General features: G+C 41.1%; 26 protein-coding genes and 1 riboswitch. Of the genes, 20 read left to right on the forward strand and 6 right to left on the reverse strand.

All coding sequences use genetic code 11. The annotated features are described in order from the left end of the window. Positions 1–46: 46 nt before the first annotated feature. From BAA9072_RS18765 to BAA9072_RS18775, 3 genes are all read right to left on the reverse strand, one after another. The gene (locus tag BAA9072_RS18765; protein ID WP_201716210.1) at positions 47–1177 is read right to left on the reverse strand and encodes an amidohydrolase; all 1131 of its coding nucleotides are present in this window, start codon (positions 1175–1177) and stop codon (positions 47–49) included. 63 nt (positions 1178–1240) lie between these two features. After that, complete coding sequence (locus BAA9072_RS18770) at positions 1241–1840, reverse strand: DedA family protein (protein WP_201716211.1); 600 nt, start codon at positions 1838–1840, stop codon at positions 1241–1243. 10 nt (positions 1841–1850) lie between these two features. Further along, entirely contained in the window at positions 1851–2630 is a 780-nt protein-coding gene (locus BAA9072_RS18775; protein WP_201716212.1) for an undecaprenyl-diphosphate phosphatase, read from the reverse strand. Positions 2631–2845: 215 nt separating this feature from the next. Here BAA9072_RS18775 and BAA9072_RS18780 point away from each other — a divergent pair, with 215 nt between their 5' ends. From BAA9072_RS18780 to BAA9072_RS18860, 17 genes are all read left to right on the forward strand, one after another. Further along, positions 2846–3169, forward strand: coding sequence for a DUF4870 domain-containing protein (locus BAA9072_RS18780; RefSeq protein ID WP_201716213.1), 324 nt, complete (start codon positions 2846–2848; stop codon positions 3167–3169). Between the two features lie 133 nt (positions 3170–3302). Then, positions 3303–4298: a helix-turn-helix transcriptional regulator gene (locus BAA9072_RS18785; RefSeq protein WP_230980939.1), complete on the forward strand. Its 996-nt coding sequence runs from the start codon at positions 3303–3305 to the stop codon at positions 4296–4298. Positions 4299–4426: 128 nt separating this feature from the next. Further along, positions 4427–4642, forward strand: coding sequence for a PLD nuclease N-terminal domain-containing protein (locus BAA9072_RS18790; RefSeq protein ID WP_201716214.1), 216 nt, complete (start codon positions 4427–4429; stop codon positions 4640–4642). After that, positions 4639–5541, forward strand: a complete 903-nt coding sequence (locus tag BAA9072_RS18795; protein WP_201716215.1) for an ABC transporter ATP-binding protein — start codon at positions 4639–4641, stop codon at positions 5539–5541. The genes BAA9072_RS18790 and BAA9072_RS18795 overlap by 4 nt, the downstream gene beginning before the upstream one ends. Beyond that, positions 5538–6314: an ABC transporter permease gene (locus BAA9072_RS18800; protein WP_201716216.1), complete on the forward strand. Its 777-nt coding sequence runs from the start codon at positions 5538–5540 to the stop codon at positions 6312–6314. The genes BAA9072_RS18795 and BAA9072_RS18800 overlap by 4 nt, the downstream gene beginning before the upstream one ends. Positions 6315–6418: 104 nt before the next feature. Continuing rightward, the gene (locus tag BAA9072_RS18805; RefSeq protein ID WP_201716217.1) at positions 6419–6640 is read left to right on the forward strand and encodes a hypothetical protein; all 222 of its coding nucleotides are present in this window, start codon (positions 6419–6421) and stop codon (positions 6638–6640) included. Between the two features lie 34 nt (positions 6641–6674). After that, positions 6675–7307 carry a GNAT family N-acetyltransferase gene (locus BAA9072_RS18810; RefSeq protein ID WP_201716218.1) on the forward strand — a complete coding sequence of 211 codons (633 nt, stop codon included), beginning with the start codon at positions 6675–6677 and terminating at the stop codon, positions 7305–7307. Continuing rightward, positions 7304–7702, forward strand: a complete 399-nt coding sequence (locus BAA9072_RS18815; protein ID WP_201716219.1) for an NUDIX domain-containing protein — start codon at positions 7304–7306, stop codon at positions 7700–7702. Before BAA9072_RS18810 ends, BAA9072_RS18815 begins: the two co-directional genes overlap by 4 nt. A gap of 7 nt (positions 7703–7709) precedes the next feature. Continuing rightward, positions 7710–8582, forward strand: a complete 873-nt coding sequence (locus BAA9072_RS18820) for a patatin-like phospholipase family protein (RefSeq protein ID WP_201716273.1) — start codon at positions 7710–7712, stop codon at positions 8580–8582. Positions 8583–8719: 137 nt separating this feature from the next. Further along, the gene (locus BAA9072_RS18825; protein ID WP_201716220.1) at positions 8720–9415 is read left to right on the forward strand and encodes a hypothetical protein; all 696 of its coding nucleotides are present in this window, start codon (positions 8720–8722) and stop codon (positions 9413–9415) included. Between the two features lie 57 nt (positions 9416–9472). Further along, on the forward strand, positions 9473–9796 hold the full coding sequence (locus BAA9072_RS18830) for a four-helix bundle copper-binding protein (protein ID WP_201716221.1): 324 nt from the start codon (positions 9473–9475) through the stop codon (positions 9794–9796). Between the two features lie 197 nt (positions 9797–9993). Continuing rightward, a riboswitch (FMN riboswitch) is annotated at positions 9994–10137 on the forward strand. A gap of 193 nt (positions 10138–10330) precedes the next feature. Then, positions 10331–11407, forward strand: coding sequence for a bifunctional diaminohydroxyphosphoribosylaminopyrimidine deaminase/5-amino-6-(5-phosphoribosylamino)uracil reductase RibD (gene ribD / locus BAA9072_RS18835; protein ID WP_201716274.1), 1077 nt, complete (start codon positions 10331–10333; stop codon positions 11405–11407). Positions 11408–11420: 13 nt separating this feature from the next. Further along, positions 11421–12077 carry a riboflavin synthase gene (gene ribE, locus BAA9072_RS18840; protein WP_201716222.1) on the forward strand — a complete coding sequence of 219 codons (657 nt, stop codon included), beginning with the start codon at positions 11421–11423 and terminating at the stop codon, positions 12075–12077. A 16-nt stretch (positions 12078–12093) separates the two neighbouring features. Further along, complete coding sequence (locus tag BAA9072_RS18845; protein WP_201716223.1) at positions 12094–13287, forward strand: bifunctional 3,4-dihydroxy-2-butanone-4-phosphate synthase/GTP cyclohydrolase II; 1194 nt, start codon at positions 12094–12096, stop codon at positions 13285–13287. 12 nt (positions 13288–13299) lie between these two features. Continuing rightward, a complete protein-coding gene (gene ribH / locus BAA9072_RS18850) occupies positions 13300–13770 on the forward strand; it encodes a 6,7-dimethyl-8-ribityllumazine synthase (protein WP_201716224.1) in 471 nt (156 codons plus the stop codon). Between the two features lie 226 nt (positions 13771–13996). Then, the gene (locus BAA9072_RS18855; RefSeq protein WP_201716225.1) at positions 13997–15286 is read left to right on the forward strand and encodes an NCS2 family permease; all 1290 of its coding nucleotides are present in this window, start codon (positions 13997–13999) and stop codon (positions 15284–15286) included. A 258-nt stretch (positions 15287–15544) separates the two neighbouring features. Then, the gene (locus BAA9072_RS18860) at positions 15545–16789 is read left to right on the forward strand and encodes an EAL and HDOD domain-containing protein (RefSeq protein WP_201716226.1); all 1245 of its coding nucleotides are present in this window, start codon (positions 15545–15547) and stop codon (positions 16787–16789) included. A gap of 2 nt (positions 16790–16791) precedes the next feature. Here BAA9072_RS18860 and BAA9072_RS18865 read toward each other — a convergent pair whose 3' ends face one another. Continuing rightward, positions 16792–17106, reverse strand: a complete 315-nt coding sequence (locus BAA9072_RS18865) for a hypothetical protein (protein ID WP_201716227.1) — start codon at positions 17104–17106, stop codon at positions 16792–16794. Positions 17107–17241: 135 nt separating this feature from the next. Here BAA9072_RS18865 and dapF point away from each other — a divergent pair, with 135 nt between their 5' ends. Beyond that, a complete protein-coding gene (gene dapF / locus BAA9072_RS18870; RefSeq protein WP_201716228.1) occupies positions 17242–18237 on the forward strand; it encodes a diaminopimelate epimerase in 996 nt (331 codons plus the stop codon). Positions 18238–18268: 31 nt separating this feature from the next. On the opposite strand, the gene BAA9072_RS18875 is transcribed toward dapF, so the two are convergent. After that, positions 18269–20131, reverse strand: a complete 1863-nt coding sequence (locus BAA9072_RS18875; RefSeq protein WP_201716229.1) for a DNA ligase D — start codon at positions 20129–20131, stop codon at positions 18269–18271. A 141-nt stretch (positions 20132–20272) separates the two neighbouring features. On the opposite strand from BAA9072_RS18875, the gene ku reads away from it, so the two are divergent. Continuing rightward, complete coding sequence (gene ku, locus BAA9072_RS18880; RefSeq protein ID WP_201716230.1) at positions 20273–21103, forward strand: non-homologous end joining protein Ku; 831 nt, start codon at positions 20273–20275, stop codon at positions 21101–21103. A gap of 37 nt (positions 21104–21140) precedes the next feature. Then, a complete protein-coding gene (locus BAA9072_RS18885) occupies positions 21141–21809 on the forward strand; it encodes a phosphatase PAP2 family protein (protein WP_201716231.1) in 669 nt (222 codons plus the stop codon). A 38-nt stretch (positions 21810–21847) separates the two neighbouring features. Here BAA9072_RS18885 and BAA9072_RS18890 read toward each other — a convergent pair whose 3' ends face one another. Beyond that, a complete protein-coding gene (locus BAA9072_RS18890; RefSeq protein WP_201716232.1) occupies positions 21848–23398 on the reverse strand; it encodes a hypothetical protein in 1551 nt (516 codons plus the stop codon). Between the last annotated feature and the right edge of the window lie 328 nt (positions 23399–23726).

Here is a 23726-nt window from a genome sequence, read left to right on the forward strand (position 1 = left end):
GAAATAGGAAAAATGCTTATTTTTGATGAAAATTTTTAACAAATTTTTACACATTTTGATAAGCAATGTTCCCATTCACAAATGTCATCATGGGCTTGGCCATGAAGTGGAATGGATGATGGCTCCATAGGACTAAGTCAGCATCTTTATTGACTTCGATACTACCGATCCGATCAGACACACCAAGGTTTCTTGCTGGCAGGATGGTGATCCCTTCCAAGGCTTTATGTTCATCCAATCCTTCGCGCACAGCAATCGCTGCACACATATTCAAGTATTGAATAGGGGTGTAAGGATGATCGGTCGTCACTGAGACTTCCACACCGGCTTCCGTCAATTTTTGATATGTGAGCCAGCTCTTGTTTTTAAGCTCTACTTTCGATCGTCTTGTAAAAGTTGGCCCGACGGAAACTTTTAGTTTTTTTCCTTTGAGTTCTTCTGATATCAGGTGACCCTCCGTGCAATGTTCAATTCGAAGGTCCAGGTTGAATTCTTCTGCAAAACGTACGGCGGATAGTATGTCATCTGCACGGTGAGCATGTATTCGAACGGGGATTTCCCGCTTTAATGCAGATACTAGCGGTGCTACTCTCAGTTCCTCCGGTTGATCACAATATTTAGCCGAAAAGAAAGCTTCCCTGAGCATTCCCATAATCCCCATTCTCGTGATGGAATCATTATTGCCATTACTATGGATCCGTTTCGGGTTCTCTCCCAACGCGATCTTCAATCCGGAGGTTTCCTTAATAATCATGGATTGAATATTGGAGCCGAAGGTTTTAATGACAGAGGTAGTCCCACCGATCACGTTCGCGCTTCCCGGCATGACATTTACGGTGGTGACCCCATATTGAAGGGCATCTTTGAAACCGGGATCCAATGGATAAACCCCATCGAAGGCACGAATATGAGGCGTCATCGGTTCAATCGTTTCATTGGCATCATTACCTGCCCAGCCGGTGCCTTCATCATAAAGACCTAAATGGGTATGGCAGTCTATGAAGCCGGGGAACAGGAATTTTCCATGACAATCATAAATGGTGGTATGCTGATATCCATCTGCCTTATGAGGTAGTATTTGTTTGATTATTCCGTCTTCTATGAGTAAAGAGCCGTTTTGGATGGGCTTTGATGTAATGGGGTAGATGGTTACGTTTTTTAAAAGTATAGAAGTCATAAAGTATCCTTTCGTAAGACTTGTTTGCTTCTTATTCTAAACAATTTTATATAAAAAAAGAAGTTAATCCATCCTTTTATTTCTTCTATTGGAATAAATCAAATACATTAATGTCGAGAAAACAGCAATTAAACTGAGTGGTTTAATATAGCGCGTCCCGATGACTTCGATATGCTCCCAATGCGTTCCGAGCTCCATCCCGATGATCATGAATAATAATGTCCAGGGAAGCATGGCAGCAAAGGTATAGAGGCTGAAAGTGGAAAGAGGCATGCGACTGATTCCGGCGGGAATACTGATCGCATGGCGTACGATAGGAATAAAACGAGCTGTGAAGATGACAATGGTTCCATGCTTCTCGAACCATTGCTCGGCAGCCACAATATGTTTTGGATGTATAAGCAAGTATTTTCCGTATTTTTCAAAGAACGGTCTTCCCCCATAATAACCAAGCCAGTAAAGAAAGATTTGAGCAACAGTCCCGCCGATGATCCCGCTTAAGAAGGCTCCGATAAATGTAAGTTTGCCTGTACTGACCATAAAGCCTGCATAGCTTAGGACCAACTCACTGGGAATGACTTCAATCATCAGTGCGAGTGAAACCCCTGCATAACCCAAATCGGTTAGAAATGTAAGAATTTGCAAAACCCATTCATGGTTCATTTTTTTCCTCCTACATGAATCCTGAGTATTGAAGAATGAGAATCAATAAACCCAGTGCCCATACATAATACGAAAATATTTTGAGTGAATGCTTTTTCAGGAAATTCACCATGGTGACGATAGCGAAGTAGCCGAATACGGCTGCACTAACCGTTCCGATGACTAGGCTTGAGAATGATATAGCTTCAATATGGCCACTGAGCATTTCTTTTCCTTGAAGAACAATTCCTCCGAGAATGGCTGGTGTGGAAAGGAGAAATGAAAAATAAGCAGCGGTTTCCCTGTCGAGCTTCCTGAATAATCCTGCGGCTATTGTCAATCCGGATCTCGATAGTGCAGGGAAGATGGCTGCAGCTTGAAAGCTCCCGATCACCACTGCGTCAGTGTATGAAATATCTTCCAGTTTTTTGTAGCCATTTTTCACTCCGTCTGCCCAATACATGATGCATCCTGTTGCGATGAATTCCCAGCCGATGGTGGATCCGGTCTTAGAGATGGAGTCGAAAAAGTCCTCGAACATAAAGCCGACAATGACAGCAGGGATCGTGCCGATGATGAGGATCCAGGATAATTTGCTAAAGGGGTGTCTTATCATGTGAAAAAGTTCCTTTTGATACACTACGAGAACAGCAATCAATGTCCCGATATGAAGCATGGTATCAAGGAAAAGTCCGGCTTCCTCCAGTCCAAACGCCATTCTTCCTAGAAACAGATGACCTGTACTTGAAATAGGAAGGAATTCGGTTAAACCTTGTATGATTCCAAGAATGAATGCTTCCAACTTACTCATTTTTTATCACGACCTTTCTGCACGTGTAAGGACAAACTCCTCTTTTACTACGTATATTCCTGTCTGCCCGGTTTCATGAAGAATGTCCACAAGTAATAAAAGATTCAACAAAGAAATCAATTCCGGATGAAACTTTATGGCCATTAGTACGTAAATATATAGAAGGATACATTTAAAGTGTCAGCTATAGTCAGTTTATACAGGGAGGAAATAACATGCCGACTAAAGACGAAAGAATGATGGCAGCTCTTATTTATATCTTAAGCTTCTTCACAGTGTTCATAGGGCCCTTAGTCATCTGGATCGTAAAGAAGGACGAATCTGAATTTGTAGACTTCCATGGGAAGGAATATTTCAATTTTCTCATTTCATATGCCGTTTACGGGTTCGCAAGTACTATTCTGATGGTGGTACTGATCGGATTTGTATTGGCTCCGATCGTAGGTGTCCTTGCTCTGGTCTTCACCATCCTTGGAGCCGTAAAAGCATACGAAGGAGATTATTACAGAATTCCAACGGTCTTTCGACTACTAAAATAGCAAAGAAAGAACTCATGGGCGTATCATGGGTTCTTTTTCTTTTTTGGGAACTGAAGTGGCTTAATGAGTTGACAAAAAATTCATTCACTTTATAATTTTATAAAACTATTATCTCTAAAAAGGAGGATGTGTTTTGACTAGGATTGATAATAAAGAAAGACTGCTAAAGCTGATGAGTATCCTGAGGGAAGAAACGGACGAAGATCACGAGTTGAACATGGATGAAATCATTCTGAACTTTAAGCAGACATATGGATCGGAACTGAAGCTAAACAAAAATTCATTAAAAGATGACCTGCATCACCTCATCCGGCAAGGATTCGATGTCACCATCAACCAGGAAAAGGACGGACTTCCCAAATATTACAGCCATCAGTATCGGTTGTTCGAGTTATATGAACTTCGTATGCTCATTGATGCAGTTGTCGCTGCCAAATTCATTACAAAGAAGGAAACGAGGCAGCTGACAGGGAAAATAAAGAAGCTGACAAGTCATCATCAGGGGAAGAAATTACATAATGAAATTCAAATTGATTCTTCCATAAAGAGTGAAAGTCCTTTTAATCGCCGCATGATCCATGATATCCATGAGGCGATTGCAGAACGCAGGATGATTACGTTCCAATACGGGCGTTATGATGTCCACAAACAGTTTAACCTTAGTCATAAGGGCAGGCTTTATAAGGTAAAACCATATGCTCTCGCGTGGGCGAATGATTTCTATTACCTCATCGCCCATTATTTCGAAGCTGACGAAATCCGTCACTACCGAGTGGATCGACTCCGGCATGTTGATGCCCTTTCGGAAACCTTTCCATATGAACCTTTTGATGTTTCCAAGTACGTTCAATCCACCTTTCATATGTTTGCAGGGGATGAAGAATGGATCAAGATAAAGCTTCATAATAACCTTATCAATGTGATGATCGATAAGTTTGGAAAAAATGTTAATATACAAAGGGAAGGAGAAAATCATTTTATTTTATCAACAAAAGCCAGAGTGAGCACCGGACTCATAAATTGGATCTTCACGTTTGGAAGTCAGGCGAAGGTGATTTCTCCTCCTTCACTTGTCGAGACCGTAAAAACGGAAGTGAATAAGCTGCATTCATTATACTTTGAGGAATAATAAGCGCTGACCCTTAACTTTTGGGGATCAGTGCTTTTTTTAAACGTACTGAAGAAACTTCAAAAAAAAATTGAACGAATCTCCTCTACCGCCGTCTTACCTATGGAGAGCAAAAGGAGGAAGAAGAAATGAATGAATTACAACAATCTTTACAATCAATCAATTGGGGACTTATTGCTCCGGTCATCGTTATTCAATGCATTCTCATTGTGGCGGCCGTGATCGATTTAATCCGTAATAAGTCAACAAATGGTCCAAAATGGCTTTGGGTATTTATCATCCTGTTCATTCATATTATTGGACCGGTTATTTACTTCATTTTTGGAAGGAGGCAAAATGGATGAACGTTTTGGAAGTAATTTCTTTAAAGAAGCGATATAAAGAAAAGGATGCAGTGAAAAACATTTCCTTCCAGCTGAAGCAAGGGGCTTGTACAGCTCTCCTTGGTCCTAATGGTGCAGGGAAAACGACGACTTTAAATATGCTTGCCGGGTTATTGAAACCAACCGGAGGTACTATCAAAACAAACGAATCTACTAAAGATATCCGGGAAATGATCGGATTTTTGCCCCAATATCCAGCATTTTTTGAGTGGATGACGGGAAAGGAATTTCTGGTTTTCTCCGGTGAAATTTCAGGAATGACAAGAGGAGGTTCACAGGAGCGAGCGGATGAACTGATCACTTTAGTCGGTTTAAAAGAGGGGGGGGATCGAAAAGTAGGTCAGTATTCAGGTGGGATGAAGCAAAGATTAGGGATTGCTCAAGCACTTATTCATAAGCCTAAACTCATCATCCTGGACGAACCGGTATCAGCCTTGGATCCTTTCGGCAGAAGGGAAGCTCTTGAATTATTAAGGACGTTAAAGAAAGAAACGACGATTCTTTTTTCGACTCATATATTAAACGATGCAGAACAAATATGTGATGATGTGCTGTTTTTGAATGACGGGGTGCTAATTGAGCAAGGGGCGATCCGGGAAGTGAAGGCAAGGCATCATCATTTGAGGTTGATATTGCATTTTAATGAAGATTGTAAAAAGTATGCACGTTTTTTAATGGAGAAAAATTGGATCCATCATATGGTTTCAGATGGGAATCGGCTAACCTTTGAAGTAAGTGACCTGGAACGGGATAGGTCCAGGATATTTTCTCTGATTTCTGAAAATGGTTGGGGAGTGACTAAACTTGAAAGTAGTGAACTAAGTCTAGAAGAAGTCTTTATGGAGGTGATGAAAAAGTGAAAATTGGTTGGGTATTATTCAGAAAAGAAATATTGGAGCATATACGTAATTATAAAGTGATCTGGATGCCGATCGTTTTCATTTTATTTGGATTGACGGAACCATTAACGGCTTATTACCTGCCGGAAATAGTACAATCAGTAGGGGACTTACCTGAAGGTACGGTTATATCCATTCCATCTCCTTCATCGGGTGAAGTATTATTGTCCATTATGAGCCAATTCAGCACATTTGGCGTACTTGTCATCGTGTTAGGCTTTATGGGAACGGTAGCAGGGGAAAGAAAAAACGGTAATGCTGTTATGGTGCTTGTGAAACCTGTTCCCTATACATCCTATATTTATTCCAAGTGGTTAGCTGCATTAGTGCTGGTGTGGGTTTCTTACAGCCTTGGGATGTTATCCGGCTTGTACTACATCAATATATTATTTGATGGCATTGACTTCAACACGTTCATACAGGGGTTCTTGGTTTACGGTTTATGGCTGACCTTTATCATGACATTGGTGATTTTCTTCAGCAGCTTAGTGCAAACGCCGGGTCTATCTGCATTTTATACGATCGGATCAACCATACTGATAACCTTATTCTCAGGGTATATGACCAAAATATTAAAATGGTCGCCGGGACAGCTGACCAACTATGTAAACGACCTGATCCTGCATGAGCGATGGACAGAAAACCTTTCAGGAACGTTTGTTCTCACCTCAATATTGTGCTTGTCCATACTCCTCATCACACCGATTCTCTCAAGGAAGATAGAACTGAGCTGACGTCATGTCACCAGCTTTCCCCAGAAGAGGGACGGACCTCATGACTAATGGAAAAGGATTTCGGTGTTTTATGTCGAATGGTGGTAGAAGAAGGAGGATGATCAATGAAAGTTCCTCGTTATACAAGTAAAGTAATTGAATTGTTTCAACAAGCTCATAAAGTGGCTGAAGTAAATCGCCATACAAGCATTCAAAGTATTGATATATTCATAGGGGCTTCCCTTATGAAGAAAGGAACATTAATGGAAATGCATTACCTCGTTGAGCCCTATACAAATGAGCTGGAAAAATTGATAGGTAGACTTACTCCTGAACCGTTCTCCTGAACCGTCTTCCGGTGTACTGATCGAATATTTTTCTATGCCTTTATCTTCCTATGCACGTCAAATATGGATTGCCTCGATAGACATCATGAACCAGTACAACCAAACTTTCCTGAATGAAGGGCATATAATAAAAGCCTTTTTTTCCCTTCTTTCAGAACAGCCACAGTTGAAACAGGGAATGAAGGACCTTCCATGGAGAAGCATCCTTCAATCTGTTACTACTGCAAGAGATTTAACCGTGAATTTATTGAATAAAGATTGGAACAGTAATGAAGACCTAAATGTTGAAATAAGAAATGTTCAATCATATGAGAAAGAAGATTTCCTGTCTTGGGTTGAAGATCAATTTGGAGAAAGCTGGTTCAAAACGTTAAGGAGCGCATTTCAATCATCCTCCGATTGCCTGCCGATTTTGAAAGCAGAAGAAAAAGGGAGATTGGTCGGGTTTGCTGCTTATGACGTTTACATGAATAAGAAAGGCATATTCGGACCAATGGGGGTATTGCCTGAAGCCCGGTACCATGGAGTGGGAAAACGGCTCCTTTACGCTGCGTTACATGGAATGAAGCAAAGAGGATATATGTATGCTGTTTTAAAAGAAGCAGGACCCATTGAATTTTATGAGAAAACGTGCGACGCCAAATTGATACCTTTGGATCAATTATGAGGCATCGTGTAGGCATCATCCTCATTGAAGATGGCAAAATTGCTGTCATAAAAAGAATAAGGGATGGTTGCGTGTATTATGTAATCCCAGGGGGAGGTATGGAAGAAGGTGAATCAGAAATCGAAACGGCGATCCGGGAAGCTGAGGAGGAATTGGGGATCAACGTCCGGGATCTGAACATCGCGATGACCATCAGGCAAAATAGTACACATTCCTATTATTTTGTGGGAGAATATAGTGGTTTATTTGGTTCGGGTCAAGGTGAAGAATACGGTGTCGACAGGGGTAGAGGGAAATATATTCCCTGCTGGATACCTATAGGGGATTTGCCTGGTTTTCATTTATATCCTCGAGAAGTAAAACACTTTCTATTAAAGCATAAGGCAGGTGGGTAAAAAGATGATGATCAACGAAACTGGCCTCGTTCTTGAAGGTGGCGGAATGAGGGGGATTTACACGGCGGGAGCGCTGGAATTTTTCCTAGAGAAAGGGATTGAATTCCCTTATGTAATCGGAGTTTCTGCAGGTGCATGCAATGCAGCATCCTATTTGTCCAAACAAAATGGACGCAACAAAAAGGTGAATGTGGATTTCATCCACGACCCTAAATATTTATCATGGCGGAACTACTGGAAAACAGGAGAATTATTCGGAATGGATTATGTCTTTGATGAAATACCGAACAAATTGGTTCCCTTCGATTACAAAGCCTTTCATTCCAACGGAACGGAATTCGTTGTCGGGACAACGGACTGCCATACAGGGAAAGCAGCCTATTTCTCTAGAAACGACTATGGAGAAGATCTTCTTACTATCATACGCGCATCAAGCTCTCTTCCATTTGTCGCTCCAATTGTTGAATTCGCATCACGCCACCTCCTTGATGGAGGAATAAGCGACCCGGTTCCCATCAAAAAAGCCGAGGAGGACGAGTTTAAGAAAAATGTTGTCATCCTGACTCGGAATAGGGGATATTATAAAAAGCCTTCCAGGTTTTCTTTTCTTGTGAGAAGAAAGTATCCTCAATATCCAGAGTTGCACAAAACGTTGATGAACCGATACATGCGTTACAATCAAACCATTAAGGAAATAGAAAGGAAAGAACAAAATGGGGATGTTTTGATTATCCAGCCGCAGCATCCCTTAAAAGTAAGCCGGATTGAAAAAAATCCACAAAAGCTGGACGAATTGTACTGGCAGGGCTACCATGACGCAGAATCAAAATTGACGCAGTTGGTCAAATGGAACCGGTCAGGCAGTCTGGTCCATTCTTAAATTGAACGCGAGGGGTTAACTGACGACTCATTTGTTAATGAGAGTTCTGGTAATCCCTCGCGTTTTCCTGACATATGTTCTTTTTATGGAATATACACATACATATGATAGAGATTCCTTGAAAGGACGAGCATTTCATGAACCTCTATCAAATTTACAAAAATGAACAATATACGTTACTATTTCGAAGTGTCATGTATTTTCTCATTGGAGTAGGGATGCTTATTGTGACACAACAATTATATTATTTTCCCCTGCTGATCTTCATCCCTGCGTTTTCAAATCTTTATCTCGGCTATAGTCTTAAGAAGGAACTAAAGAAGGCATTTCGACTTTATTTTGAAAAAATGCCAGTCTCGGAACATTCACTGGTGGGTGTCCATACGAATGAAGGCTCCTATTACTTAAAGACCAACGGGTGGTCGCACTATTTTGTTCAACGTACATCCATGATCAATAACCCTAAGCAATACTTGTTTCACAGAAAGCATAAGCCACCACTATCATTTTCGAAATGGAGCAGAACCATAAAGATCGATCATCCTAAGACGAGAATGATGTTTCAACTGAAATATCAGAGCACGACCGCTATCGAGTGGCAGAGTGAACAAGGTGACACGATCCTCATCTATAAAGGAAACAAGAGATGGATCTTAAACTATAAAGAGAAAAATTATCTGTCCTTACAAAAGGGGTACCTCCCCCAGAGTGTTCAACGGCTGTTCGATTCACACCACAGTTACGTTTCGTTTTATGAAACGTATAATGAGGAATTGGATTGGCTCCTGATCTTTCTATGGTACGTAGACAGGGATTATTTTCTCACATCATAGCTCATCCTTTTTCCCGGATAGGGGTACACTAAAAAGGGAAATTACGGAGGTGCTACGATGAACGCTGACTACAATTCATGTTTATCGGCTTTAGAACGGTGTAAGGAAGCATGTAATGTATGTTTTCACGCATCCTTAAAGGAAGAAAAACCCATGATGATGTGTATTGAATATGATCGGGAGTGCGCAGATATATGTTCGTATACAATCAATGCCATCGAGCGGAGTAGTAAATTTGTTCAACAAATGCTGACTCTCTGTGCGGAAATCTGTGATGCGTGCGGAACAGAATGCAATTCCCATGACCAGCATCATTGTAAAGACTGCGCAATAGCTTGTTTTGAATGTGCGGAAGAATGCAGAAAGCTATTAGCACAATAAACGGAGGATGCTTCTATCCAGTAGAAGCATTCTTCTTTATTCATGAAGTTCATTCTGGACAGTTTCCTGTGTCCTTCAATCATGAACAGATAGGTGTTTCTAATACCATATTCTAAAGATTAATACAAAAATAAAATTTTAGGACTCCTTACATGATTTCAGTTAAGAAACTATGATAGAATAATGATAATCGAATAGGTTTCCTTCGGGGCAGGGTGGAATTCCCTACCGGCGGTGATGAGCAAATGCTCTCAGTCCGTGACCCGGCTAATAGATATTAGACGGTGGATTTGGTGAAACTCCAAAGCCGACAGTGAAAGTCTGGATGGGAGAAGGAACGGCAGTATTTAGTTGGTGCAGATGAAAGAAGTCCAGTTAGAATCCATGGATGATTTTTTCTTTTAAAACACCAAATTAAATGCTTTATTTAGTCATGCCAACTTCCCCCAAGTAAAAACGTTACTTGGGGTTTCTTTATTTCTAAATAGATTTTTGTAAAGAAGGGAGGAATTTCAATTGGATTATACTCATTATATGAAGCTTGCCCTTTCAATGGCTGAGTCTACCCAGGGTCAGACCTCTCCAAATCCTATGGTAGGAGCTGTAGTGGTTAAAAATGGAGAAATTGTCGGGATGGGTGCTCATCTGAAAGCGGGAAAAGGTCATGCAGAAGTACATGCCATAAAGACTGCAGGAGACAAAGCGAAAGGAAGCGACGTTTACATTACCCTTGAACCGTGTTCCCACTACGGGAAAACACCTCCCTGCTCACGATTGCTTATCTCGAGCGGTGTAAAGAGAGTCCATATCGCCACCCGGGATCCAAATCCTTTAGTAGCTGGACGGGGAATTCAACAGTTGAGAGATGCAGGCATTGAAGTAGTCGTTGGGGAGCTTGAGGAAGAAGCCCGCGAACTAAATAAGCACTTTTTTCATTTCATTCAAAATGGTAGCCCATATGTTACGCTAAAAACAGCCGTAACATTAGACGGGAAAACCGCTTCAGCTTCAGGAGACAGCAAATGGATTACTTCTGAAGCCTCAAGAACCGATGTCCACTATGATCGTCACCGGCATGACGCGATATTAGTAGGAGTCAATACTGTTATTCAAGATAACCCACACCTTACCACCCGTTTGCCCCAAGGTGGAAAAAACCCCATTCGAATCATATTAGATACCTTTTTACGTACACCGATCCACTCTCATGTCGTGGAGGATTTAGAAAGTAGAACCATCATCTTTACAGGCAATTCAGTCAACGAAGAACAAAAGAAACCCTTTATCGACAGAGGATGTGAAATCATTTCTCTGACAGAAGAAAAGATAGGTATTCACACTGTCCTAAAAGAACTCGGTACCAGGAATATTGTTTCCCTATATGTAGAAGGTGGTTCTGCCATTCATTCCGCTTTTTTAAAAAACAAAGCCTTTCAGGAATTGATAATGTATATGTCCCCGAAGCTTGTAGGCGGGAACACTGCCCTTCCTAGTTTTGGAGGAGAAGGATTCCCGACCATTGCAGAAGGGTTGGAAATGGAGATAGCCACCGTTGATCGTGTAGGAGAAGATATCAAAATTGTAGCACTGCCTAAAAGTGAACCTATGTGATAGGGGGAGAAGGATGTTTACAGGAATCATTGAAGAAATTGGATCAATCGAACATATAAAGAAATCTTCCGCTTCCATGGAACTGACGATTACCGCGAGCGGCATCCTCGAAGATGTCCATATCGGGGACAGCATCAGTGTAAACGGGGTTTGTTTAACCGTCACTTCATTCAGCACACGACAGTTCCGTGTTGACATAATGCCTGAAACCTTTGAGGGGACAACATTGCAGACCCTTTCCAGTGGTTCGAAAGTGAACCTTGAGAGAGCCATGGCAGCAAACGGTCGATTCGGAGGGCATTTCGTCAACGGTCATGTAGATGGGATCGGTACCATTATGAGGATAGAGAAAGTGGAAAATGCCTGGTATATGGACATCTCCATTCCGGCACATCAGAGTCATTTGTTCATCATGAAGGGATCTGTCGCAATAGACGGCACTTCCCTTACCATATTCGATGTTAAAAATAATTCGATAACCATATCGTTGATTCCTCAAACGAGAGGAGACACAGTGTTAGGTGAGAAGAAAGTAGGAGATCGTGTCAATATTGAATGTGACATGATGGCAAAGTATTTTCATCGCTTCTATGAAGCGAGGGAACAGTCAAAAAGCACGTCAAACACCATCAGCTATGATTTTTTAACTCAAAATGGTTTCGCTGACTAAGAGGAGGGGTTGCCCCATGTTTAATAAGATTGAAGAAGCACTGGAAGATTTACAAGCAGGTAAAGTTGTCATTGTCGTCGATGATGAAAATCGCGAAAATGAAGGAGACTTTATTGCCCTCTCTGATAAAGCAACACCTGAAGTCATTAATTTTATGGCAAAAGAGGGAAGGGGCTTGATATGTGCACCGATAACCGAAGATCTTGCACAAAAGTTAAAGCTTTCACCAATGACGACGTCAAACACCGATCCCCATGGAACGGCCTTTACCATTTCTGTTGATCATAAATCGGCAACGACTGGGATCAGTGCTTTTGAAAGATCTGCTACGATTCAGGAATTACTAAATCCCGCTTCAGCGCCGGAAGATTTCAAAAGGCCGGGACATGTGTTTCCCCTCGTCGCCAAAAAAGGCGGGGTATTAAAAAGGGCTGGCCACACAGAAGCAGCCATCGATTTGGCGGTTCTCTCAGGGGCACATCCATCAGGTGTCATTTGTGAAATTATGAATGAAGACGGAACGATGGCGAGGGTGCCGGAATTAATGGAACTTGCCGATAAGTGGGAGCTAAAGATCATCTCTATTGAAGACCTGATCCGGTATAGAAGGAAAAAGGAGAAGCTTGTGACAAGAGAAGTGGAGATTGAGCTTCCTACTGAATTCGGAAACTTCAAAGCGGTAGCTTATACGGAAAACCTTACTGGAAAAGAGCATATCGCCCTTGTGAAGGGTGTATGGTCTGAGGATGAAGACGTGCTTGTCAGGGTGCACTCTGAATGCCTGACAGGAGACGTATTTGGATCAAATCGCTGTGACTGTGGGCCGCAGCTCGCGACAGCCCTTACCCAGATTGAAGAAGAAGGAAAAGGAGTCCTTCTGTATATGAGGCAAGAGGGACGTGGTATTGGATTAATCAATAAATTAAAAGCCTATAAACTCCAGGAAGAAGGCTATGACACCGTTGAAGCCAATCAAAAACTGGGCTTTGGCGACGATTTGAGGGAATATGGAATCGGAGCACAGATATTGAGGGATTTAGGCATAACAAAGATGCGTTTATTGACAAATAACCCTCGAAAAATTGCCGGGATCAATGGATACGGATTAGAAATTCTAGATCGTGTACCGATCCAAATGCCGGCGAAACTTGAAAACGAAAAGTATTTAAAAACAAAGCACGCAAAACTTGGACATATACTTAAATTTTAGGAGGAACACAAAATGAAAACAATTTATGAGGGTAATTTAGTAGGATCAGGGTTAAGAGTTGCTATTGTCGTTTCACGTTTCAATGAATTCATCACATCTAAGCTGTTAGGTGGAGCGGAAGATGCTTTAAAGCGACACGGAGTTGAATTGGGAGATGTCTCTGTCACGTGGGTTCCAGGAGCATTTGAAATACCCATGATCGCTAAAAAGCTTGCCCGTTCAGGAAATTACGATGCCGTTATTACACTTGGAACAGTCATCCGAGGAGCAACCGCTCATTTTGAATACGTAAGCGGAGAGGTGGCGAAAGGAGTTGCCAACCTCAGCCTGCAGGAAGAGGTACCCGTCATTTTTGGAGTACTGACAACAGACACAATCGAGCAGGCAATCGAAAGAGCCGGTACAAAAGCCGGGAACAAAGGATGGGAAGCCGCAGTATCAGCTATTGAAATGGCCAACCTGATCCGCGAAATCGATAAGTAAGAAATCGAAAAGCCTTGCTCCTGACATTTCTGGAGACAAGGCTTTTTTTTAAGGGACGGACCTTGGGAAATGTATAAAGTAAAGTCTATATTGTATAGTTCCACGTTTAGCGCTTGAAAATACATATTGGCAAACGTCAGACCTTTTGCTAAAATAGTATTTTGTGGCTCCCCTTTAATAGGGAGGAGCGGGTAGGGAGAGGGCAGTTTTATAGGAAGATTATAATATGAAAGCACGTGGAGGTATATTTCAGTTAAAGAATCACGGTACCACGATGAAGCAGGAGATGATGGCAGGTGCTATCGGTTATTTTACGATTGTCTACATTATCGCTGTGAATGCTTTAATTCTTTCTGAAGCTGGAATTCCATTTGAAGGAGCGGTTATGGCAACGATACTTGCTTCCTTCGTCGGATGTTTGGTGATGGCCTTTTGGGCAAATGCACCGATCCTTTTGGTTCCAGGCATGGGAATTAATGCGATGTTTACGTTCACCCTCGTTAAATCATCTGGCCTTACGTGGCAGGAAGCTTTAGCTGTCGTAGTGATTTCAGGCATACTCTTTATGATTATTGCATTTACAAAGCTTTCAAAAGTATTATCGGAAGCCATTCCCAAAACATTAAAAGAAGCCATTACCGTAGGATTAGGGATGTTTTTGATGTTTATCGGTCTTGAAAAAGGCGGTCTCATTCAAAGAGGGGACAGTGCCATTATCATGATTGGTGATTTTGGGGAACTGAAGGTGTTGGCAACGGTGCTGACATTCCTGGTAACGATTTTTCTTTTTATTCGCAATGTAAAAGGTCAATTTTTATGGAGTATAGCTTTCGGAACCATCCTGGGATTCATCTTTGGCATTGAACCGTCGATTCAATCAAGTTCTTTCCAATTAAGTGAATACAGTCAGGTTTTCGGTCAAATATCCTTTAGTGCCATTATGGAGATACCGTTTTGGATTGCGGTTTTTTCCGTCACAATGGTCTTGGTATTTGAAAACATTGGTCTCGTTCATGGACATATGGATATGATCGATCAACCTCATAAATATCCCAAAGCCTTTCAGGCAAATGCTTTTTCAGCCTTTACATCTGGATTTTTTGGGACAAGTCCCACTGTCTCGACTGTCGAAAGTGCTGCAGCCATGACAGCAGGTGGCAGAACTGGCTTGACGAGTTTGACGACGGGTGTTTTATTTTTGGGATCTGTGTTGTTTATTCCGTATTTAAAGTGGATTCCTGATCATGCCATCGCCCCGATTCTCATCATCATCGGAGGCTTGATGATTCAAAATATCAGGCATATGGATCTTCGTGATCTGACAGAGGCATTTCCCGCCATTTTTATTATCGCGATGATTCCGTTTACGTACAGTATTGCGGACGGGATTGCCATCGGGTTTATTCTGTATCCAGTTTTGAAATTGGCAACAGGAAAAGCACGAGAAGTATCCATTCCTCTATATATTATCGCTGCTTTGTTTCTAATGAATTTCTTTGTTCATTCGATCCATTAAAAGCTGAAAAGGACTCAAGTGGAGTTGCCCATCATTCCGAGAAAAATCGTGGTGATGGCTATCTACTTGGGTTTTTCATATTTGGCATAAAAACCACTCCCTTTCATCAGGAATGACTTCGACCCTACCCTTTAATTTTACAACAACTGCCAAATTTCGTGGACTTTTCACATGATTATTGTTATTATTAACATAAAATATGAAACTTTTTGACTATTTATATATATGTTGATCAGGGATAAAGCAGGAGTGATTTTGATGGAAGTATTTGTAGCCAGGCAGCCTATTTTTGATCGTAATCAACAAACGGTGGCGTATGAGCTTCTTTACAGGAACAATGAAATAAATATGTTTCCTGATATCGATGGGGACCAGGCAACTGCGGATGTTATCATAAACAGTTATTTGAATATTGGTCTTGAAAGCCTGTCAGCCGGTAAACCCTGTTTTATTAATTTTACAGAAAATCTTCTTAAGCTGAGAGTCCCGACATACTTTAATCCAAGGGAAATAGTCGTGGAGATTCTCGAAAGTGTGATTCCGGATCCTGATGTACTTTTGGTTTGTACAGAATTAAAAGAATTGGGATATAAAATTGCATTGGACGATTTCATATTTAATGAATTGAATCCATATTACAGGGATTTGATGAAATTAGCGGACTATGTGAAGGTCGATTTCATGAATACGACTGAAGACGAACGGAGCAGTATTGAAATACTTTCCAGTTTATTGGGATATAGGCTTCTCGCAGAAAAAGTAGAGACAGAGGGACAATATGAAGAAGCAATGGAGAAGGGGTATCATTATTATCAAGGGTATTTCTTCAGTAAGCCGAAGATTATAGCCACTCATGATGTCCCAACGTATTTTCACTCTTATTATTCCATTATACAGAGTCTTGAAATGACCGAACCGAGCATTGACAGGATTAGTCAGTTGATTGAACAGGACCTTTCCCTATCGTATAAATTGTTAAAATTGATCAACTCCCCTGCTTACCGCCCAAAGCATAAGATTCATTCTATTCGTCAGGCCATTGTTCTTTTAGGTCTCCTGGAAATCAAGCGATGGATATACGTATTGGCTGTCAGGGAACAGGTGGGAAAAAGGAGACAACTGGAAAATGAAGTGATTACATTATGTTTAACGAGGGCTAAGATGTGTGAGCTGCTCGCAGAAAAACATAACCGGGCATCATTGAAATCAAGTTATTTCCTGACTGGAATGTTTTCCTTGATGGACACCATTTTATCCATGCCGATTGATCGCATCCTGAAGGATTTGCCTTTGAATGACGATATCTGCAGTGCTTTAACGGGTGCCAGGAATCACCTTAAGCAGATTCTCGAGCTCGTCGTCTCTATTGAAAAGGCGGAATGGACAAACATTGAACTAAAAATCACTGAATTAAATTTAAATAAAAGGGATGTGATGGAAAGCTACCATCATTCCTGTAAATGGGCGGAAGAGCTTTTGAACCAGGAAGTGACGGAGGCATGACCCTACCATATGGGTTTATATTCCCCTGGAGTAAGATATTTTCTCTGTGGTTTAATATATCGTTTCAATTCCATGAGAAGCAGCCGCTGCAGGTGTTTTGAAAAAACCTGCCGGGCCACATCTCGAGGGAAGGGGTAGATCCCGATAGTATTGAATCGTACTCGAAAAAGACCTTCATATAGGAGGTCTTTTTTATCATTGATGATTCGGGCAAGCACAGTCACTTCCATGGACTGGTATTCATCACTCGATTCTTCTACTTTATGAACTTGAAAGCGGAAACGGTATTCTTCCTTCATGAACATCACCGTTACCATTGTCTCCAAATGAAGGGAATAAATCAACTAAGAACCTTTTTTATTGATAAAATATGATTGCGAAAACAGCTTGTTTGTGGCAAGCTAAGACTATTATGAATAGCTTACTAGTAAATTACCGTGGAGGGATTCACGATGGACTTGAATCTACTAAAATGTCATGGTTCCGGAAATGACTTTTTACTTATTGATGAAATGACGAATGGATATGATTTTACGGAAGAAGCCAGACAAAATCTTGCCCTTGCATTATGTGATCGTAAGTCGGGTCTCGGGGCAGATGGAATCCTTTTTGTATTATCAAGCGAAAATTGTGATGCCAAGATGCGTGTTTTCAACGCAGATGGTTCAGAGGCATCTATGTGTGGAAATGGACTGCGATGTGTAGGACGCTATGTTTGTGAGCTGCTTGACAAAGAGACCATTGTTGTCCAAACGATGAAAGCGGACCTCCGTGTATCTTCACAGGAATCCATTTTTGAGAACATACCGACGTATAATGTTCAGATTTCTCCTGTCCTTTTTGAGTTGGATCAACTGCCGATGAACATGGATCGTGAGACTTTAGTAAATGACACGATCCCCGGCATATCGGATCGCTTAACATTTTCTGCATTGGCAGTTCCGAACCCTCATTTGATCAGTGTCGTCAGCACAGAGCATATTCTCTCTAATGAGCAGAAGACCATTGCAGAAACGGTGAATGGACCCAATAATCTCTTTCCAGATGGGGTCAATGTGAGTTTCGTCCACCCCTTGGAAACCGGATCAATCTATGTCCGGACATTTGAAAGAGGCGTCGGCTTCACAAATGCATGTGGTACAGCTATGTCTGCTTCGAGTCTTGTCACATGCTTACTGCAGCTGAATGAATTCGGCAAGGAAATCGATGTTTACAATAACGGAGGAAAAGTACGTGTTGTTGTAAACGATTTGGGTGAAGGCAGATACAATATGGAATTGATTGGAAATGCAACGTATCTGTATCGATCCCGAATTGAATTGTCCCTTTCCCGCCCCGAGAAGTATTGTGAAGTCTCAAGACAAAACTTCACTGAAGAGGGAACGTATGACCTTTTACAAAAACATGCCAAGTCAATCGTGGAAAGTAAAGTGTTCATGAGTGCCTGAGAAACGAAGGAAAGACTAAAAGAGGGTGCCCCTATTTTTTGGGGGTACCCTCTTTTTGACTTTTAGATTGCTTGTTCAAAAAATCAATTACTTTGTCAAAGGGCTGGTGATTTTTTTCCCGTTCATAACCAGTGAACGGACATCCCTGCTCTTGAAATCTTCTTAGGACGACATCAATGGTAAAGAGTTCCGGATGCAGATCATCATTTACTTCATACCACCACAGGGGAGTTGCGACCAAAGCCTTTTCATTCCCCCTTAATGAATAGGGGGCGATAATGGTTTTACCTTCTCCGTGTTGAATATAATCCACATACAGTCTGCCTTTCCGGTTCTTTTTTAGACGCTCGATCGTGAAATCTTCAGGATAATTGTTCACAAGATAGTGAGCAATGAATTCAGTAAATAAGCTTGTGTCCTCCCATGTGTATCCGGGAGGGAGGGGGATATACACCTGAAGTCCTTTATTTCCTGACGTTTTAACATAACTATGGAGGTTTAATCCGTCAAATAATCCTTTCATAATCACCGCCGCTTTAACAGCAAGTGAAAAATGATCCCTGCTGGGCGGATCCAGGTCAAAAACGACTTCATTGACAAATTTTTCTTTTGCTTTTTGAAAGGGAACGTGAAATTCCAGTGCCAGCTGATTTCCTAGCCAAATCAAAGTTTCAAGATTATTGCATAGAGTATAATGGATAGCTGCCTCCTTGTGTATTTCAACAAAGGATGGGGAGTAGTCAGGAGTATTTTTTTGGTAAAAAGACTCACCGAAGACCCCGTGAGGATATCGGATACAGGTTAAGGGACGGTCCTTTAAGAACGGCAAAATCACAACGGACAACTCTCGGAGGTACCGGATATAATCCAGCTTCGTCATTGGACACTCTTGAAACAGTGGCTTTTCTGGGTGAGTGATATCCACCCCTCGTGGAAGAGCGGCTTCATCCAACCTAAATTGATTAAATGTGCAAGTTTCCGATGGAGTGGAAAATAAAAACTGCTTAAAATGTGGTTCGCGAAGCTTTCCCTCGTGCATATGGAGATATGAGATTTCCACAGTGATTGCCGGATCTATGTAATAAAGAGAGTTCTTCTTATTTATGCTATTTTGTTTAATCGTAGCTTTCAAAGTTTTTTTCTCTTCAGCTGAAAGACCGAAATGAAATAAGCCGATCGGCATGATTTGTTCATTATTGAATACACCGATGTGAAAATAATCATTAGCCTCATCCAATGCAGTGATAAAACATTGACAATGTTTCCAGTTTTTCGTTTTGATCCAGTTCGTACTTCGCTTACCGGTTTCCCATTTACTCTGACTCCTCTTTGCGACAAGCCCTTCTCCTTCTTCATTCACAACGAGCTTCCATAATTTCTCCTGGTCATTATAAAAAGGGACCATTTGTAAAATCATCGGGTGGGATGGAGCGGGGTCTAAAGGCAGATGAAGCAAAGTGAATAATTCCTTCAATTTCTCTTTTCTCGTTAGGTATGGTGCCTTTACATATGATGTTTTCTCATACTGTAGTAAATCAAATGCCAGAAAAGTGACAGGTCTTCTGGCCGCAGCATCATGAATTTTTTGCTCATTACGCATTCTGCCCCTTACCTGAAGTTCCTGGAACTCGGTACTGAAGGAAGAGCGTAATAACACAACCTCTCCGTCTAAGACGAGAGGGACGGGGAAAGCAAATTCTTCCATTAATACGTTAATTTGCTCCTTGATCTCAGGAAAGTGACGCAGCAGATCTTTTCCATTCCTGCTTTGGAGGCTTATTTGATCTTCGGATTGAACGGTGAGAAGTCCGCGGAATCCATCATATTTCACTTCATAATGCCAATCATTTCCTGTGGGTAGTTCCTGACGTAATATAGGGAGCATGGGTTTCATTTTTTTTCACCTTGATTTTTAATAGTAGTGTATCCCCTTGGGTGCTGATTTATTTCCATAAGTTTAAGGGGATGAAGAGTGTTGGGAAATTAAATGATATGGATAAGGGATTAGTTTATGTTAAGGAGGGTATTGAAAGATATGCATACAATTTGGAAGGGCTCCATCAGTTTTGGACTGGTGAACATCCCCATAAAACTTCATTCTGCTACAGAAGATCGAGATATTAAGCTTCGTTCACTTCATAAAGAATGTCATACTCCTATCAAATATGAAAAAGTATGTCCTGCCTGCGAAAGAGAATTGGACCAAAACGATATTGTAAAGGGCTATGAGGTAACGAAAGGTAAATTTGTGGTGCTTGAAGATGATGAACTAAAGGAGTTAAAAGAGGCTAGTGGTGACAAGGCTGTGGAGATCGTGGACTTTATTAAGATGGAGGAAATCGATCCGATATTCTATGATCGAAGTTATTTCGTTTCGCCTAATGAAGGCGGAAAGAAGGCATATTCTCTTTTACGGAAAGCACTTCAGGAATCCGGAAAAGTAGGGATTGCCAAAATCACGATGCGATCGAAAGAACAGCTTTCCATCGTACGCGTATATGAGCAAACACTCGTCATGGAAACCATCCATTATCCCGATGAGGTAAGAGGAACCGGTGATGTCCCGAATGTTCCGGAAGAAGATGAAATCACGGAAAAGGAACTGAATACAGCTACGATGCTCATTGATCAACTGACCACCGAATTCCAACCGGAACATTATAAAGATCAGTATCGCGAAAGACTAAGTCAATTGATAGAGTCGAAACAAACTGGTGAACAGATGGTAACATCAAAAGAAAGAGAACCAAAAGAGAATGTGACGGATTTAATGGCCGCGCTGCAAGCGTCCATTGATTCGTCCAAGCCCAAAAAGGCAAAGAAGCCAACTAAAAAGAAAACGACTTCAAAGAAAAAAGTTCAATAAAAGGTAAGTCGTGAGTTAAAAGAGAGAGGGAGAAGTCTTGAAAGAGAAACACATTAAACAAGGCGTCTTTGTCGCTGTATCCCTATTGTGTTTGATTGTATTCACGTGGGGGTTTGTATCAATAGTGGAAGAATGGAAAGAAAATGAAATTGCCCAATTTGATAATGGGGTATTCGAGATTGTCAGGGGCACGATATCACCGAAGTTAACGGAAATCATGACTTCCATCACTTTTTTGGGAGGAATAAAGGGAATCACGATTTTTACCGTATGTGCTGTACTCATTCTTCTCTTCCAGAAAAAGTACCCCCTTGCTTTATTCGTGGCAGTTACCATCCTCACAGGAGCTGGATTTAATGGATTATTAAAATGGGTATTCAAACGGGAGCGCCCGGATATTGAGGCATTGATTCAACAGGGGGGCTACAGCTTTCCCAGTGGTCATTCAATGAGTTCGTTTATATTCTATGGTTCCCTTGCATTCATCCTTTTTCGTGCTTTTGATCATAAACGTTATAAGTGGGCCAGTGTCGTACTAGTGGCTACATTGGTCGTAATGATTGGATTCAGCAGGGTGTATCTCGGTGTCCATTATCCGAGTGATATTCTCGGGGGATTCACTGCCGGTGGAGCCTGGCTGACCCTTTGTATCACGATTTACATGTATTTCTATAAACGTAAACATTGGAAAGAAGAAAAAAAGTAGTATGAAAAAACGCTCAGGATAGACTGAGCGTTTTTATATTAAAATAAATTAAAAATATATGGACCGATGGATGTGACATAAAGAAGAATATAAATCCCCATGAAATAAAATGCTCCCCCAAATGTACCCCAGTCAGGATTTCTTCCAATTTTCCAAAGAAACGCAGTAAGGGCGCTAATGATTAGTAGTAAGATGTACTCACTTCCTGTAAAGGTGAGATATTCAGGAGCGGACAAATAGAAATAATCCCCCATCGCTTTACCAATGAATGTCAATGGCATGAGGATGAAAAGAATGATAGAGGCATATTCTACCCAGTTAATATCTTCTTTTTCAAAAATATTCGGTTTGAACATATAAAGAAGAATTAAGACAAACAGGGAAGGAAGGACCCAATAAAAAGAAACCAATATAGTGATTAAGCTGCTGAACAGCATGAGAACAGCATTATTTACGGCTTCTTTTACGCTTCGTTTCGACCACTTCGTACTTTTGACAATGGCTTTTTCATCTTGTGAGGCACCAAACAACTCATAGTAATCACCGTCATAATCAAGCCACGCGATACTCTTATCTGTAATCTGAATAGGTGAATATGTAAAATGCTTGGTTGTATTGACAGGCGTAGCACCAAACTGGTTGGAATCACTGAAAGGTGATACGTAAAGTCCGATGGCATTTTGCCCCCCTACACGATGGCTCTCGGATGTGAAGAAAATGGATGGTTCTCCATGAAAGGAAGCAAATTGGACGGATCTCGGACTTTGCAATTTAAAACCTGATTGAACGTTCGTAAATTCAATTTTTAAAGGCTTCACAATCGACTTTCCTATATCGGCAATGGAGGTTTGCAACTTCAATATCTTATAAGACAATGTTCCTTGAGCACGCATCTCTTCATTGTATAATACAGTCATTTGCCCGTTTTCTTTTACAAAAGATAAACCGTTAATATGGTGATTTGTTGATGTATTTACAACTGCAAAAGGGCTCTTCACTAGCTTTAACCCATCATCCATATAATATAGGTGGGAATGAGCATCATCCTGCCTGATTTGTAATAATACACTTCCGTCGTTTCCGATATAGGCTTCCAGGACTTCGCCAGGGAATCGGAAAACTTCTTTACTAGATAAATCGTTTGGAGTAAGAGAATACAGAGTCTGTTGTTTCCAATAATAGATGGCATTAGATGATGTGCTGATACCAGTAACTTTATCATCAAGTATCTTGTCTTCATTGTCCTTGGTTGAAACTAACTGTTCATCCTTCACTTGTATGACCATACTACCGTCTGTCCAAAAAGGTTGGCCCCTTGTAACACTGGTGTTAAGGGTGATACCTTTCGTGGGATTCAATGATTCATCGAAAGAAAACTGATCTACCTTTCCATTACTTGCTAAGAAGAGTGCTTCATCACCATAAAAGGCAAGGGGACGTTCTTCCGAGGTATAGCCCAAAGGAATTGACCTGCTCCAATCCGGATCCGGTTGTTGTTTGACTTTCAGCAGTTGATGAAAGAATAGTGCTCCTATTAATAGAAGGACCAGCATAAATGGTATTCCAAATGCCTTAAAATTTGCTCTCACTGTCATTCCCCCTCATTCTATCTCTTTATATCGTGAGTACAATTTAGAATTTTACCATAATTCATTTAGCAATTCACCAAAATTTCCCTTTGTGATGATTATCTTTTTATGTTGACATTTCAAAGTGGAGAGATTACAATGATATTGAAAATCATTCTCATTTAATAAAAGAGTTCCCCCTCTTTCAGATAGAGAGAATGGTTCATGAAAAACCCCCTTTTATTAGTTCGTAAAGGCAGGCCTGAAGCAGATACTTCAGGCCTGCCTTTTTCTTGCATTTCCTATCATCCTGTCGTAAATTGTTAAAGGATGTTTATTTAAAGGAGGG

It is taken from the genome of Rossellomorea arthrocnemi, from assembly GCF_904424705.1.
Classification (GTDB): domain Bacteria; phylum Bacillota; class Bacilli; order Bacillales; family Bacillaceae_B; genus Rossellomorea; species Rossellomorea arthrocnemi.

Excerpts from the sequence above, each read along its gene's own strand:
- BAA9072_RS18795 (WP_201716215.1), top strand. The coding sequence starts at position 4,639 with ATGAACGTTTTGGAAGTAATTTCTTTAAAGAAGCGATATAAAGAAAAG.
- BAA9072_RS18860 (WP_201716226.1), top strand. The coding sequence starts at position 15,545 with ATGGAAGTATTTGTAGCCAGGCAGCCTATTTTTGATCGTAATCAACAA.
- BAA9072_RS18805 (WP_201716217.1), top strand. The coding sequence starts at position 6,419 with ATGAAAGTTCCTCGTTATACAAGTAAAGTAATTGAATTGTTTCAACAA.
- BAA9072_RS18790 (WP_201716214.1), top strand. The coding sequence starts at position 4,427 with ATGAATGAATTACAACAATCTTTACAATCAATCAATTGGGGACTTATT.
- BAA9072_RS18810 (WP_201716218.1), top strand. The coding sequence starts at position 6,675 with ATGCCTTTATCTTCCTATGCACGTCAAATATGGATTGCCTCGATAGAC.
- BAA9072_RS18830 (WP_201716221.1), top strand. The coding sequence starts at position 9,473 with ATGAACGCTGACTACAATTCATGTTTATCGGCTTTAGAACGGTGTAAG.
- BAA9072_RS18780 (WP_201716213.1), top strand. The coding sequence starts at position 2,846 with ATGCCGACTAAAGACGAAAGAATGATGGCAGCTCTTATTTATATCTTA.
- ku (WP_201716230.1), top strand. The coding sequence starts at position 20,273 with ATGCATACAATTTGGAAGGGCTCCATCAGTTTTGGACTGGTGAACATC.
- BAA9072_RS18820 (WP_201716273.1), top strand. The coding sequence starts at position 7,710 with ATGATCAACGAAACTGGCCTCGTTCTTGAAGGTGGCGGAATGAGGGGG.
- BAA9072_RS18855 (WP_201716225.1), top strand. The coding sequence starts at position 13,997 with ATGAAAGCACGTGGAGGTATATTTCAGTTAAAGAATCACGGTACCACG.
- BAA9072_RS18825 (WP_201716220.1), top strand. The coding sequence starts at position 8,720 with ATGAACCTCTATCAAATTTACAAAAATGAACAATATACGTTACTATTT.
- BAA9072_RS18775 (WP_201716212.1), bottom strand. The coding sequence starts at position 2,630 with ATGAGTAAGTTGGAAGCATTCATTCTTGGAATCATACAAGGTTTAACC.
- BAA9072_RS18875 (WP_201716229.1), bottom strand. The coding sequence starts at position 20,131 with ATGAAACCCATGCTCCCTATATTACGTCAGGAACTACCCACAGGAAAT.
- BAA9072_RS18845 (WP_201716223.1), top strand. The coding sequence starts at position 12,094 with ATGTTTAATAAGATTGAAGAAGCACTGGAAGATTTACAAGCAGGTAAA.
- ribH (WP_201716224.1), top strand. The coding sequence starts at position 13,300 with ATGAAAACAATTTATGAGGGTAATTTAGTAGGATCAGGGTTAAGAGTT.
- BAA9072_RS18865 (WP_201716227.1), bottom strand. The coding sequence starts at position 17,106 with ATGGTAACGGTGATGTTCATGAAGGAAGAATACCGTTTCCGCTTTCAA.
- ribE (WP_201716222.1), top strand. The coding sequence starts at position 11,421 with ATGTTTACAGGAATCATTGAAGAAATTGGATCAATCGAACATATAAAG.
- BAA9072_RS18765 (WP_201716210.1), bottom strand. The coding sequence starts at position 1,177 with ATGACTTCTATACTTTTAAAAAACGTAACCATCTACCCCATTACATCA.
- ribD (WP_201716274.1), top strand. The coding sequence starts at position 10,331 with ATGAAGCTTGCCCTTTCAATGGCTGAGTCTACCCAGGGTCAGACCTCT.
- BAA9072_RS18815 (WP_201716219.1), top strand. The coding sequence starts at position 7,304 with ATGAGGCATCGTGTAGGCATCATCCTCATTGAAGATGGCAAAATTGCT.
- BAA9072_RS18770 (WP_201716211.1), bottom strand. The coding sequence starts at position 1,840 with ATGAACCATGAATGGGTTTTGCAAATTCTTACATTTCTAACCGATTTG.
- dapF (WP_201716228.1), top strand. The coding sequence starts at position 17,242 with ATGGACTTGAATCTACTAAAATGTCATGGTTCCGGAAATGACTTTTTA.